At 44.3% G+C, this 14,297-nt stretch carries 13 protein-coding genes; 8 read left to right on the top strand and 5 right to left on the bottom strand.

Translation table 11 applies throughout. The annotated features are described in order from the left end of the window. Window positions 1-23: 23 nt before the first annotated feature. The 3 genes from KNO95_RS05425 (at window position 24) to KNO95_RS05415 (ending at window position 2,924) form a co-directional block, all read left to right on the top strand. The gene (locus KNO95_RS05425) at window positions 24-1,367 is read left to right on the top strand and encodes a DEAD/DEAH box helicase (protein ID WP_034770978.1); all 1,344 of its coding nucleotides are present in this window, start codon (window positions 24-26) and stop codon (window positions 1,365-1,367) included. Window positions 1,368-1,448: 81 nt separating this feature from the next. Further along, entirely contained in the window at window positions 1,449-2,351 is a 903-nt protein-coding gene (locus KNO95_RS05420; protein ID WP_026825686.1) for a deoxyribonuclease IV, read from the top strand. A 3-nt stretch (window positions 2,352-2,354) separates the two neighbouring features. Further along, window positions 2,355-2,924, top strand: a complete 570-nt coding sequence (locus KNO95_RS05415) for a hypothetical protein (protein WP_214878435.1) — start codon at window positions 2,355-2,357, stop codon at window positions 2,922-2,924. Window positions 2,925-2,955: 31 nt separating this feature from the next. Here KNO95_RS05415 and KNO95_RS05410 read toward each other — a convergent pair whose 3' ends face one another. The 3 genes from KNO95_RS05410 to KNO95_RS05400 form a co-directional block, all read right to left on the bottom strand. Further along, a complete protein-coding gene (locus KNO95_RS05410) occupies window positions 2,956-3,126 on the bottom strand; it encodes a DUF1427 family protein (RefSeq protein WP_034770979.1) in 171 nt (56 codons plus the stop codon). Window positions 3,127-3,219: 93 nt separating this feature from the next. Further along, complete coding sequence (locus KNO95_RS05405) at window positions 3,220-5,385, bottom strand: RNA degradosome polyphosphate kinase (RefSeq protein WP_214878433.1); 2,166 nt, start codon at window positions 5,383-5,385, stop codon at window positions 3,220-3,222. A gap of 2 nt (window positions 5,386-5,387) precedes the next feature. Then, complete coding sequence (locus KNO95_RS05400) at window positions 5,388-6,917, bottom strand: Ppx/GppA family phosphatase (protein WP_214701834.1); 1,530 nt, start codon at window positions 6,915-6,917, stop codon at window positions 5,388-5,390. A 187-nt stretch (window positions 6,918-7,104) separates the two neighbouring features. On the opposite strand from KNO95_RS05400, the gene KNO95_RS05395 reads away from it, so the two are divergent. Genes KNO95_RS05395 through KNO95_RS05380 form a run of 4 tightly spaced genes read left to right on the top strand, consistent with a single transcriptional unit; the run spans window position 7,105 to window position 10,564 of the window. Continuing rightward, a complete protein-coding gene (locus tag KNO95_RS05395) occupies window positions 7,105-7,866 on the top strand; it encodes a metal ABC transporter ATP-binding protein (protein WP_214701835.1) in 762 nt (253 codons plus the stop codon). Further along, complete coding sequence (locus KNO95_RS05390) at window positions 7,863-8,720, top strand: metal ABC transporter permease (RefSeq protein ID WP_026825691.1); 858 nt, start codon at window positions 7,863-7,865, stop codon at window positions 8,718-8,720. Before KNO95_RS05395 ends, KNO95_RS05390 begins: the two co-directional genes overlap by 4 nt. Continuing rightward, on the top strand, window positions 8,713-9,138 hold the full coding sequence (locus KNO95_RS05385) for a Fur family transcriptional regulator (RefSeq protein WP_026825692.1): 426 nt from the start codon (window positions 8,713-8,715) through the stop codon (window positions 9,136-9,138). Before KNO95_RS05390 ends, KNO95_RS05385 begins: the two co-directional genes overlap by 8 nt. A 37-nt stretch (window positions 9,139-9,175) precedes the next feature. Further along, window positions 9,176-10,564, top strand: coding sequence for an NAD(P)H-hydrate dehydratase (locus tag KNO95_RS05380; protein ID WP_214878431.1), 1,389 nt, complete (start codon window positions 9,176-9,178; stop codon window positions 10,562-10,564). Between the two features lie 32 nt (window positions 10,565-10,596). On the opposite strand, the gene KNO95_RS05375 is transcribed toward KNO95_RS05380, so the two are convergent. Both KNO95_RS05375 and ispG read right to left on the bottom strand, forming a co-directional pair. Then, the gene (locus tag KNO95_RS05375) at window positions 10,597-11,181 is read right to left on the bottom strand and encodes a hypothetical protein (RefSeq protein WP_026825694.1); all 585 of its coding nucleotides are present in this window, start codon (window positions 11,179-11,181) and stop codon (window positions 10,597-10,599) included. A gap of 75 nt (window positions 11,182-11,256) precedes the next feature. Beyond that, window positions 11,257-12,378, bottom strand: a complete 1,122-nt coding sequence (ispG, locus tag KNO95_RS05370) for a flavodoxin-dependent (E)-4-hydroxy-3-methylbut-2-enyl-diphosphate synthase (RefSeq protein WP_026825695.1) — start codon at window positions 12,376-12,378, stop codon at window positions 11,257-11,259. Window positions 12,379-12,590: 212 nt separating this feature from the next. On the opposite strand from ispG, the gene KNO95_RS05365 reads away from it, so the two are divergent. Beyond that, window positions 12,591-14,291: a methyl-accepting chemotaxis protein gene (locus KNO95_RS05365; protein WP_214701840.1), complete on the top strand. Its 1,701-nt coding sequence runs from the start codon at window positions 12,591-12,593 to the stop codon at window positions 14,289-14,291. Window positions 14,292-14,297 lie beyond the last annotated feature (6 nt).

Here is a 14,297-nt window from a genome sequence, read left to right as displayed (position 1 = left end):
GAAAGAAACAGGAGGTGTATCGATTGAACAGCTTCCAACAGTTCAAATTGCTACCGTTTATGATTGATGCCTTAACAGAAAAGCGCATCACAAAACCGACCGATATACAAGCACGGATTATTCCGGCTGCATTAAATGGTCGAGATATTATTGGAAAATCACAGACAGGAACGGGTAAAACACTTGCGTTCTTGTTACCGATCGTCGAAGCGATCAACCCAGAAGAAGCATCAGTTCAAGCTATCGTAGTCGCCCCGACACGTGAACTCGCTTGGCAGATTCATGAAGAATTGAAATCGATTCTTATTAAAAATCCGGATTATATCAAATCAAGTTTGATTGTCGGAGGAACAGACCGCGAACGTCAAATCGATAAGATGAAAAATCCACCACAACTCATCGTCGGGACGCCTGGACGAATCCTTGACTTGATGAAAGTGCAGGCTTTGTTCTCGCACAAAGTTACGCATTTTGTCGTCGATGAAGCCGACCAAATGCTCGATATGGGGTTCTTACCGGAAGTTGACCGCATCGCGCAGTCACTCCCGGAAAAACTTCAAACGATGGTCTTCTCAGCGACAATCCCTGAGAAACTTGAGCCGTTCTTGAAGAAATATTTGCACGATCCGCGCTTTGCTGAAGCAAGCCCTGAAGATCGTGTCGCACCAAAAATCAAACACCATGTCATTCCGGTCCGTCACCGTGACCGCAAAGACTTGACTGTTGAAATTGCAAAAGCAATTAATCCTTTTGTTTGTCTTGTATTCACAAATACGAAACAAGAAGCGGATGAATTGGAAACATCGTTCCGTGAAGCAGGATTAAATGTAGGTACGTTACATGGAGACATGCAAGCCCGTCGCCGTAAACAAGCCATCAAAGATATTAATGATGCCAAGTATCAATATGTTATTGCGACTGATTTGGCGGCTCGCGGAATTGATATTTCAGGAGTTTCTCACGTCATCAACCACGGCATCCCGAAAGATCTTGATTTCTACACGCACCGTGTCGGTCGTACTGGTCGTGCGGGCGCATCAGGTGAGGCATATACTCTATACGAGGACCATGAAAATGGGCCGATCAATCGTCTCGAAGAGCGTGGGTTCGAATTCACACACGTCGATTTGCGTAACGGTTCGATTCAACCGATTAAAACACGTCGTCGTCGCCAAACAGACCGGAAAATGAAAGTTTCGCATACGGCACATAGCCGTATGGCTGGTGAAATTAAAAAGGCGAAGAAAAAAGTGAAGCCTGGCTATAAGAAGAAATTTAAGTATAAGTTAAAAGAGACCGCATCACGCGAGCATATGCAACAACAGCGCACGGATCGTCGGGCTGCACGCAAAAAAAACAAACGTTAATCATTTGAAGAATCGACTTCTTGGAGTCGGTTCTTCTTTTTGTGTAAACTAAAGAAAGAAGCATATGAAGGGAAGATGATGATGTTAAAAATAGGTTCACACGTTTCGGTATCAGGTAAAAAGATGTTACTTGCAGGTAGTGAAGAGGCCGTGTCGTACGGGGCGAATACGATGATGGTGTATACAGGTGCCCCCCAAAATACACGACGTAAACCGATTGAAGATTTGAACATCGAGGCGGCCCTGAAGCATATGTCGGCACACGACATCGAGGAGATTGTCGTACATGCCCCGTATATCATCAATCTCGGAAATACGACAAAGCCAGAGACGTTCGAGTTGGCCGTTTCCTTTTTGACACAGGAATTAAAACGGGCTGAAGCACTACAAGCAGCTCGTCACGTTGTCCTCCACCCTGGAGCACATGTCGGCGCAGGAGAAGAAGTCGGTCTCGCCCGAATCATTGAAGGACTAAATGAGGTACTGACGGGTGACGAACAAGTGAAAATCGCGCTTGAGACGATGGCAGGAAAAGGGAGCGAACTCGGAAAGACGTTTGAAGAGCTTGCGACTATCATCGACGGCGTAACACATAATGATCGTCTGTCCGTTTGCTTTGATACGTGTCACGTTCATGACGCTGGGTATGATTTAGTCGGTGATTTAGACGGTGTAATCGAAGAATTCGATCGCATCGTTGGAATCGATCGTCTCGGCGTACTTCATGTGAATGATTCGAAGAACGTTCGCGGTGCGAAAAAAGACCGTCATGAAAACATCGGATATGGCGAGATTGGATTTGATACATTAAATCGTATTGTTCATCATGAGGCATTCGCACATCTACCAAAAATTTTAGAGACACCATATATCCCAATCAGTGAAAAAACGAAAATTGCTCCATACAAACAAGAAATTGAGATGTTCCGTGCGAATCAATTTGATTCTGAATGGCGTGATCAATTCACGCTAGCTCATCAATAAGTGATGAACGTCCTTCAGGTCGACCCGAATCGATACGACGTCTGGAACGCATTCCCGACTTATTTCCTTGAGCAAAGTCCGGTTTATGTAAAAGGGAAAGTAACGACTCCGACAGCGTTTATCGAAGTGATTGGACATGGGATTGTGGCGGAAGCGGAGATTTTGTTAGAAGAAAAGATTATGCGACCGGATGATCCATATTGGCTCGGTGATGGGGTAGAAGGCTTGGCAACGTATAGCTTGGTGGATCTGCTACAACTTCACTTTCATCATCCGCTATTAAAGATTGGCATGTATCAGGTGGATGAACCGTACGAGTCGATGCGGAAAAAGTGGAATGACGGCTATCACGTACCGTCGTCTAAATGGACGAAAGAGACTTATGAAGCGCATATATTTCGAGAAAAGCTATTCGCACCGTTGCCTCAATCGACCATGTGCTCGATTTGTCAAACTGACCTCGCAGTGCGTTACGGGAGTGATGCGACAAAATTGATGGAGTATCACCTTTCAGATGAGCATGGTATATGGATATGTCCGACCTGTCATAAAGCAATCCATACACTGTACTAAAAAAGATGTCCCTTTTTGAGGGACATCTTTTTTAGAATGGCCAGTTTGCCATAGCGAATTGATAGACTTTCATTCCAAGGAAGACCCCGAAGATGCCGACAACTCCTGGTAATACCGGTGGTGCCGGAAGTGGCAGTTTGAGTGCTGTAAAAATAGCACCGCAAATCAAACCAGCGAGTAATGATAGTAAAATTTCTTGCATGTATAATTCCTCCGTCTCTTTTATTGAAAGCGCTTTATAATGACGTAACCGAATTCATTATACAATGACTTTCCTCTTTTGAGAAGTCTAACATCAGTCATCTGTCATTTTCTCATTTTCAGATCGCAGACGGAGGACTTCACGTTCGGCCCAATTTGAAGGTTCCCGCTCAAAGACGCTTGGAATGTTATTCCAACGACCACCTGTATATTGATGAATGATGATTTGTGACTGGATCTCTTCTTCTTTGGCCTCTCCTTTCACATATACATATCGTCCGTCAGAACGCTGTCTTCTTGCCTTAACGTTATCAACGAGTTGAAGAGCCATCATGTCTTTAATATACGTCTTGTGCGATGTATTCAGGATAGGGAAGAGAATCTCAATCCGCTTCTTCATATTACGGGTCATCCAGTCAGCTGAAGAACAGTACAAGTCTTCTTTGCCATTTTGATAGAAATAAAAGATTCGTGAGTGTTCGAGATAGCGATCGATAATGGAAATGACTCGAATGTTTTCAGAGACACCTTTGATTCCTGGCCGCAAGCAACAAATTCCACGTATAATCAAATCGATTTTTACTCCTGCAGAGGAAGCATCATATAGTTTAGTGATGATAGCTCGATCTGTTATCGAATTCATCTTGGCGACAATTCGTCCATTGCCATACTTCTCATGTAATTTAATCTCTTCTTCAATCTTATTGAGGAAAAAATCTTTCATATCATCGGGAGATGTCTCAAATTGATGCCAGGACGGTCTTTCTCCATAACCGGACAACCAGTTGAAAAAGTTTGTGGCATCCTCAGCGAGTTCCTCATTTGTCGTGAGGAGCCCAACATCGGTATACAATTTTGCTGTAGAGTCATTATAGTTACCTGTTCCGAGGTGGACGAAGCGCTGCAATACTCCTCCTTCTAAGATTCGAACGACGAGTGTGATTTTAGAATGCGTTTTGAGTTCTTTATAACCGTAAATCACGTGAGCCCCGGCTTTTTCAAGTTGCTTCGCCCATTGAATATTTTTCTCTTCATCGAAGCGCGCCTTCAATTCAACGAGAACGGTCACTTGCTTCCCGCTTTCTGCAGCATCGGTCAACGCTTTGATGATTGGGGAGTCCCCTGAGACTCGGTATAGTGTCTGTTTGATGGCTAACACATTCGGGTCTTTTGCAGCTTGAGCGATAAATCGGACGATCGGATCAAACGAGTGATACGGGTGATGAAGCAGATAATCCTGTTTGGCGATGTTTTGGAATAAATCTTTTCCGGATTCTAGACCTTCGGGGATAAAGGGAATCAATGTCTCATTGATCATATCATCGTATTCCATCCCGATTTGGCTGTATATACCGAATAAAAAGGTCAGGTCGATTGGACCATCGACGATGAAAATGTCACGGTCGTGTAAATCGAGGACATCTTGTAGCATGAACAACAATTCTTTTCGTAATGAACGTTGTTGCACTTCGAGTCGGATGCCAACCCCGTAACGTCGTTTTTTCAGTTCTTTTTCGATTTGTTTCAAGACGTCGCGACTGTCTTCCTCATGAAACGGCATATCAGCATTACGGGTAATTCGGAATGGCATCGTTGATTCGACGACGAATCCTTTGAAGAGCGAGTCGATAAATTGAATGATTAAATCTTCTAGTAAAACCAAATCTGTATGTTCCTCATCATCGGTAGGCAGTTCCAGATAACGAGGAAGAACAGATGGAACTTGAACGAGGGCGAGTCGTTTCTTTCCTTCGCTGTTTGAAGCGATTTCGACGGCGATATTCAACGATTTTGATAAAAGCATTGGAAACGGCCGATAGGCATCAATTGCAATCGGAGTGAGGACCGGAAAAACATGTGTGCGAAAATACTCTTTCACAAAGTCCTGCTGTGTCTTGTTCAAATGTTTCGTGCGTAAAAAGCGGACATTCTGGTTAGATAGCTGTTTCGTGATTTTTTTATAGGTCGCATATTGGGTCTCGACGAGTTCCTGTGCTCGCATCGAAATCGACTTAATTTGTTGTTTCGGAGTTAGTCCCGTCTTATCTTCTGGACGGTTAAACCCGGCGAGTACCTCATCCTTTAATCCACCGACACGCACCATATAAAATTCGTCAAGATTTGAGCTGAAGATTGCTAAAAATTTTAAACGCTCCATTAGCGGATTTCGCTCGTCCATCGCCTCTTCTAGAACACGTTCATTGAAATCGAGCCAGCTGAGTTCACGGTTGTTGAAATGGTCATACGTATAGTCGGACATGTTTATTCCTCCTCACTTATAACGATCTCAATCGATTGGTCGATTGCGCGTTCTAAATGCTTTTTATGTCGTGTACTTCGTTGCAACTCAAAACGAGCAGACCCATTCGTCTCAAGAGAGAGTATAAGTCCGTCTTTTGACCTAGAAACATGTAGATCGGTGACGATTTGGCGTTCGGTCAAATCGAAGGCATCGACGAGCTTTACAATGGAACCGAGCAATTCAAGACTCTTTAACAACTTTTGATCAAACCACTTCGGAAATGCTTCGATATGTTGTTCTAATACTCGTTTTGATTTAAATGATGTGACGAGAGCAAGGGCGAGACGGTCTTCGTTGTTTAGCCCTTTAAAATCGTTTGTAGTGATTAAATGGAACGTGTGGTCGCTCTTGTTGTTATGATCGATATACTCTCCGACATAAGCGAGGCGACAGGCCCCTTCAAGAAGCCCTGGTTCGAACGGTTTCGGTTTAATCACTTTTTCTTCAATCAATCCGGTATACAACTGACGGGCCAAGCGAATCAAGTGTTGATGGCGGGTGGGGTTCACATCATATTGTTTTTCAAAATGTCGGAAGCTCTCTTCTTTGACGTCGGCGAAACGGACTTTGTCGTGCTCATGTAAATAGTTTTCGTAGAAGAGGCCTTCACGAAGCCCATTGTTACTCATCGTAAATTCAGGAACTTTCAAATATTTTGCTAGTTCTCCGATTGCTGTGACAGCAGGTGCGATGATGTCGACGCGGTCTTTAGAGAGTCCGTCCAAGCGTCCGAGTTGCTTACTCGACATTCCGACGAGCTCGTCTACAACTTCCTCAAGTTGATCAGCAGAGATTGTATATTGATGAATTCCTTCAAGTGGAAAGTTAGATAGGGTCTGTTCAACACGAACTAAGTTTCGAGCTGTCCCACCAACACCGACAAGTGGGACGCCATGAGGTTCCAACCATTCAATTTCTTTGAATGCTTTCTTCAAGTATGAAATCAATGCCTTACGTTCGTCTTTCGTCATTGTATCGTCTTTCATAAACTCTTTTGTCAATGTGACGGCACCGAACGGGAAGCTGTGATAAAAGACGAGCTCTCGGTTCTGAAAATAGGTGACTTCCATTGATCCCCCGCCAATATCGACCGAGTAGCCATCTTCAACATAGGTCGAATTGACAATGGCTGAGTATCCGTAATACGCTTCTTCATAATCACTTAACAAACGGATGGTCATGTCAGTAGATAGCTTTACTTGTTGTAAAATTTCATCCGAATTATTAGCGTTCCGAATGGCAGCCGTCGCCACAGGGACTACATCGGTAACGGTGTGATAATCGTTTAATTCCTTAAAATGACGTAATGTATCGATGAGCGCAGCGATTCCTTCATCTGTCATTTCATTCGAATCATTAATATGACTGGATAAACGAGCGACCTCTTTCACGTTCAAACGCTCAAAGTATTGTCCTTCCTCGTTGACTTCAAAAATGACGTTCCGGATCGAGTTGGACCCGATATCAATGACTGCAAGTTTCTTTTCCATAAAACCATCCCCTTCATACTAATAGTGTAATCGACAAGCTTTTGAACGAACATATGATTTACGTGAATTTTAACATTTCGCTGAGGGGGAAACCGGTCTTGCTTGAAGACATGTCTAATATTTTGTATAATACAAACGCCTAGGAAGTAGAAATGATTACGATTTATCAAATGAGAGAAGGGATTAGATGACAAAATCCGTCGTCAAATTAAACGATGTGTCTTATTTCTATGATGGGACACCGGCCTTACAACACGTATCGATTGATATTCGACAAGGGGACTTTGTCGCAATCGTTGGAGAAAACGGTTCTGGGAAGTCGACCTTGATTCGAACCATTCTTGGTTTACTAAACCCACAACAAGGGTCTGTCGAACTTTTTGACAAGCCAATCTCGCAGTTTAAAGACAAGTCTCGTATCAGTTACGTTTCCCAAAAAGCGGCCTCGTTTAACTCGGGATTCCCGGTTACGGTGGAAGAGGTCGTAGCAATGGGAAGATATGGTCGCCTTGGTTTATTCAAACGTCTCAAAATAGAAGATCAAGCAGCGATTCAAAATGCTCTTGAAACGGTAAATATGTGGCAGTTTCGCCATCGTAAAATTGGAGAATTATCAGGTGGGCAGCAACAACGGGTCTTCATCGCACGGGCGATGGTTAACCAGCCCGATCTATTGATTCTCGATGAACCGACCGTTGGTGTCGACCAAAAGCATCTACAGGATTTTTATGAAGTATTGCATATGCTCAGAGAACATACGACGTGTACATTCGTACTCGTCACACACGATTTGAACGTTGTGACGGACCTCGTCACGAAAGTCGTCCATCTTGATCATGGAAAATTGGCGTGCAATTGTGGTTTAAGGGAATATAGTGAGCTCGGTGAACTGGCATCATCCATCAAACCATATCCTGTCAAAGTTCTCATTCACGAGGGTACAAGATGATTGCAGATCTCTGGACATATAGTTTTTTACGTTATGCGTTCATCGCGGCACTTGTCATCGGCTTCACTGCTCCTTTAATTGGTTCATTTGTTGTGGTCAGACGAATGAGCTTGATTGCCGATGCACTGTCACACATAACCCTTGCCGGTATTTCATTTAGCTTATTTCTTGGACAATATATTGCCTTGTTTGCTGGGCTAAACCCGCTTTATATGGGTACGTTAATTTCGGTGCTAGCGGCACTTGGGCTCAATTGGTTGCGCGGGAAATATATTCACTTTCAAGAACTGTCTATTCCAATTATGATGTCTGCAGGGATGGGACTCAGTGCAATCTTCATATCGCTCTCTAGAGGCTTCTCTATTGATTTATCATCACTCTTATTCGGATCGATTTCTGCAGTGAGCCAGTCTGATATATCATTGATTGTTGGTGTAGCAGTTGTGACCCTAGTTGTCATTATCATCTTTTATAAGCAACTGTTGTTCTTGTCATTTGATGAAGAGCAAGCAAAAGTCTCTGGACTGCCAAGTACGATGCTCCACACGCTGTTCATGTTCATCGTTGCGCTTGTCATTGCTGTGAGCATGCGAATTGTCGGTACGCTCCTCGTCTCTAGCTTGATTACCCTACCGGTCGCAGCTGCGTTACGTTTCACCTCAAGCTTCAAACAGACGATTCTTTGGTCCGTCATCTTTGGAGAGGTCGCGACAATCGGTGGACTTGTCCTTGCCTATGACCTCGATGTCGCACCAGGTGGGGTAATCGTGTTGATTGCTGTCAGCATTCTTGCCATCGTTATGTTACTTGAAAAAGTGATGAGTTTCAGGAAAAAGGAGGTATATCATGAATGAGACAGAAAGACTGGACCGACTTCGTTCGTCCTCTTTAAAAGTCACACCGAAACGTCTGGAAATGTATGCCTATCTCTCTGAAGAAGACCGCTATATCAGTGCGAAGGAAGTGCTTGAATATATGCGGGATAAGCATCCGACGATGAGTTTTGATACAGTCTATCGGAATCTCAAATCGTTTGCTGAAGAAGGTTTACTCGAAGCGACAGAGCTAGACGGGGAAAAGTCGTTCCGTGTCACGTGTAGTGCGAACCACCACCATCATCATTTGATTTGTCGAAATTGTGGGAAGACGAAGCTACTCGATTTGTGTCCAATGAGATTCGTAGAAACGCTCGATCCTGAATTTGAAGTGGTCGACCATAAGTTTGAGATATATGGGTATTGTAAAGAATGTAAGCAAAAGGGATTGAATTGATTCAATTCCTTTTTTGTATCGAAAGGGGGGGCTTCAAATGATTTATACAGCTGCAGAAATCAAACAGATTGATCAAACCGCTACTCAAAACGGGATGCCTGAGTCGGTATTGATGGAACGGGCGGCCTCGGCAATCGTGCCTAAACTTCCAATCGAATCGCATTCAACCATTTTGGTGGTGTGTGGTACCGGAAACAATGGAGGGGATGGCTGGGTCGTCGCAAGAGAGCTCGCCGTAAAAGGACATGAGGTGAGTGTATGGTTACCACTTGGTGATAGTAAATCAGAGGCAGCTTCGACACACGCGGCATATGCGTCTTCGCTCGTTCGTGTGATTGAACAACCTGTAGCAACGGATATTGTCATTGATGCTCTTTTCGGAGTCGGACTGTCTGGTCCCGTGACTGGAAAAGCAAGGGACGTGATTGAATGGGTGAATCAACAAATGGCAACCGTCTTATCGATTGATCTTCCTTCAGGAATACCGAGTGACCATGCACGTGAGTTTGATGGTCTGGCGATTCAGGCAACACGCACATATTGTTTGCACGGATACAAACGTACTGCGTTTTTAAATCGTACGTCGCCATATTACGGACAGATTGAACGAATTGATATTGGATTACCGCATACATCGAATTGGAGCGTGTTGACCGAATCTGATTTCAATCGGTCATTATTGGAGCGGGACCGATTTAGTCATAAAACAGACTATGGACACGGTATACTTATCGGTGGAAGTCGTCATTTGTTAGGCGCACCATTTTTAGGAGGTCGTGCTGCGATTCGTTCGGGGATTGGTTTATTAAATCTCTCCGTCCCACGAGAAGCAAGCCCGTTCATTTCCACATTGCCTGAAGCGATGTACAATCAACATACGGATGTTCTAGAGCAATCATATGATGCGATTGCAATTGGTCCCGGTATGGTGGAAGGTGAGGGGATGGATACCATCTGGCAACAAGTGAAGCACCAGTCTTGTCCCATTATTGTCGATGCGGGAGCGCTCTCGACGAGACGTTTCGAAACACGAGGTCCGCTCATCTTAACGCCTCATCCTGGCGAATTTTCCAGACTGACCAATCAATCGGTTGAAGAAATCGAAGGGGACCGTTTCGCTGTGGCCAGCGAGTTCGCGAAACAACATCGAGTTCATTTGATTTTAAAAGGCACGTATACCCTCATCGTCACACCTGATGGGAAAGGTGCCGTCAATACCGTAGAAGCGTCTGCTTTAGCGAAAGGTGGGAGCGGAGACATATTGACGGGAATCTTACTTGCGCTCTGGTCAAGAAAAGGTGAGCTTCAATCTCCTAGTGAGCAAGCTGTATTGTGGCATGCGCTCGCCGCCAAATCGATTAGTCGAACGATACACCCCGCAAGTGTACTAGCAAGCGATGTAATCGAAGAGCTCGGACGAATTTAAAAAGGCAATCCCGATTGCGTCGGGATTGCCTTTTAACGTTGCTGTAGAACGATTTGTTTCTCTATTTGTGCGACATGATGGTGCGCCTCGCGCCATGTCGAAATGCGGGTCACGCCCTCTGGTAACGTCTTACGATTATAAGGTGCATCGAATAGGAGTACCGGGATTGATGTTTCTTCATGAATCGAGATTGCGTTCTCATATCGATCTTCCATAAACAGTTCGAGTGACAAGTCTTTGACGACATTGATTTTATCATGGGAACCGGTCATGACCAACGAATCGAGCGGAAGGCGATGCTGTTTGATCCATTCTTCCGTAACCGGTCGCACGGCCTCACTTCTGGCAGTGACGTAATGCAGATGATGTTGTCGCTTTAGCTCCCATAACACATTAAGCACATCGGAGTGCGGAAGGGAACGGCGGTAAATCGCTTCCTCATGCCCCTCTTCAATCATAAACTTCCAAAATTCATGTTGCTCCATCGTTGTATACGTATGCAACTCGTACTCGGTCGCACGATGATAATCAATCGAATAACCGAGTGATTCATTCATATATAGGAAACAACTTTTAGGATCTGTAACGGTTCCGTCCAAATCAATGCCGATTCGCATCTCATCACTCCTCCTCACATGCCCTCTATTCTATCAAAAACCCGTACGGTTGCAACCGTACGGGAATGAGATTTGTTAATTTGATTGATTTGCGAGTTCCTGTTCTTCGCGCTCACGTTCAGCCATTTTTTCAGCGGCGATGGCATCGATTTCTTTTTTCAATTCTTCGACCATCGTCGCTTCAGGCACTTTACGGATAATCTTTCCGTGACGGAAGAGGAGACCTTCGTTACGTGCGCCAGCGATTCCGATATCGGCTTCACGAGCCTCACCCGGACCGTTTACCGCACATCCGAGAACGGCCACTTTAATATTGACGTTAATATTTTGAATGTAATCTTCTACTTCTTTTGCAATCGAAATCAAATCGATTTCAATTCGCCCACACGTTGGGCAAGAAATTAGAGTCGCGGCATTCGCTGCAAGCCCGAACGACTTGAGTACTTCTTTTGCAACTTTTACCTCTTCTACTGGATCATCTGAAAGCGAGACCCGAACAGTTGAGCCGATACCGAGTGAGAGGATAGCGCCGAGTCCGGCCGCTGATTTGAGTGAGCCAGAGAAGAGCGGGCCAGACTCTGTGATTCCGACATGGAGTGGATAGTCGAATGTCTTCGCAGCGAGCGTGTACGCTTCGAGTGCGAGATTCACGTCAGACGCTTTGAGCGAGATGATCGTGTTGTAGAATCCGAGGTCCTCGAGAATCTTGACGTGGTGCATGGCACTTTCAACCATTCCTTGGGCAGTCGGATAACCATACTTTTCAAGGAATTGTTTTTCTAATGAGCCAGCGTTGACACCAATCCGAATTGGAATCCCTTTTGCTTTTGCTGCGTTTACGACAGCTTCTACTTTCTCACGGCGACCAATGTTACCCGGGTTGATGCGAATTTTATCGACGCCACTTTCAATCGCTTTTAAGGCAAGCTTGTAATCGAAGTGAATATCGACGACGAGCGGGATGTTGATGCGGCTCTTGATTTCAGCTAATGCGTCAGCTGCACGTTCGTCTGGACATGCCACGCGAACGACTTGGCAACCAGCTTCTTCAAGACGTTTGATTTCGGCGACTGTCGCCTCGACGTCATGTGTTTTCGTTGTGGTCATAGATTGGATAATGACTTCGTTAGATCCCCCGATAATCAAGTTACCGACACGAATCGGACGTGTTAATGAACGATGCAAAATTTCTGACATATACGTAATCTCCTTCTTTTGGAAAGAATCCAATCGATTTAAGATGATAAGGTTTCTTCATTATCATAACGAAAAGAATGTGAAAAAGCATCTAGGATGCGTAACGGATGTGTGCTCTTTACAAACTATAACGTTATCTTAACATCTACTTCATAATTTTCCACCGTCTCAAGACCGATATATAGGCGAGATTATAAAAAGAGGTGGCACACGTGAAGTGGAATTTCAAACGACATCTAATCAAAAAAGCCAGAAATGAAACCAAGAAAAATAAACGTCTAAAAATGGCACACCGTCTTCAATGGACACTGATGCCAATCGTCCTTCTTATCTTCATACTCACATTTAGTTGGTTCGCACTAAAATCTGAACAACTGTTGTCAGCGGAGATTGAGCAACGTCTCCTGCGAGAAGTCACGGTTATGCGAGAATCAATTAAGACCTCATACAGTGCCTATGTCGCTAACGAGAAACAATTGAATCGTTCACTGAAGTCTACCTATATGCAACAAGCATCGATCTTATCGGGAGATGAGATGGATGCGGCTCAATTTTTAGTGAATGAGCAGTCGGTCGTGCAATTGACAGGGAAGAAAGGAATAACGGCAGACAGTTCTATAGAAGATATCTTTGAGAATTCTAAATCGGAAGTGATAGAAACAGAGCGATTATTAATTGCTTCCGTACCGATTCCTGAACTGAAAGCAGATTACGTTCTTGTCGTCACGAAAGAATCTGTTCTCGGTTCGATGAGTGAGTTACGGAGGCATATCGTTTACATCTTATTGATTGCGATGATTGGGATGACCTTTATGTTTACACGGTTCATTCACCGTGAAGTAAAGTCATTAAGTGTTCTAGCCAATTCGTTACGTCGCGCTGTCGAGTCGCGCCGATTCGACGATGTAATGCTTGGAGCAAAGTCAAAGGAAATACATATGTTAGAAACGGAATTCAATGCGTTCATTCATCTGTGGAATCAATCGATGACAATGATGGGGAAAACTGCAATAGCATTTAATAAGAGCTTGCCAGTCTTCAAACAAGAGCTATTGAACAGTCACCATCAAGTGGAACAGTTTAGAGAAGTCGCAGCCACTGTAGAGTCTACGAGTCACTCTTATCAATGTGTGACGAGCGGGTCTTCATCTAAAATGAGAGAAGTGACACAACAAATTGAAGTGCTCGAACAACAAATTACAAGTGTGGATGAACGAGGGAATCGATTAAAATCAATTTTACATGAAGAGCTTGAAACATTCTCTGCAGTGAAAGAAGTCAGTGCCTATGTCGAGCGTCAAGTTGAGTCTATTCAGCAAAAGCTTATGGAAAGTGAAGTGAACTCTTCAAAGGCAGATGAAGCGCTAAAGAGTATCCTCTCCGTCTCGACAGCGACAAAAATGCTGTCATTAAACGCATCAATCGAGGCGGCACGAGCTGGAGAACACGGCAAAGGATTTGCTGTCGTTGCGAATGAAGTGGGCAACTTGGCCAAAATGACAAATGAGGCAACGCTTCTAGCGGTCAGTGCCATTGAAGCGCTGAACATAGAACGAACAGACTTGCTATCTGAAGTCAATGACTTCATTGGGGAGATTCACCTTCTAAAAGATGCGGTCGATCGTGTCGAGACTGGTATCGAGACGATTGATTACGAGATTAAAGTTCAGCTAGACGAGTTTCAGGAAATTACTGTTCATACCTCTAGTACAGGGGAGCGGCTCGTTCAATTGATGGAATCGAATGAGAAGTTACGAGAAATCAGTTCATTGCTTGAGCGGAAATTGAGTGATTTAAATGAAGGGGTAGATCGTTGGTCGAATGTTCAACGCTCACTACAAGATGCTGGCACGAACTTAAGAGACCAAAGTGAGGCGCTGAATCAAACACCTGAGGAATTGTCACCGACATAAACAACG

Origin of the sequence: Exiguobacterium sp. ERU653 (assembly GCF_018617775.1) — a bacterium.
GTDB lineage: Bacteria > Bacillota > Bacilli > Exiguobacteriales > Exiguobacteriaceae > Exiguobacterium > Exiguobacterium marinum.
Note: the sequence above shows the minus strand (reverse complement) of the source record. Positions and strands in the feature narration are given on the sequence as shown.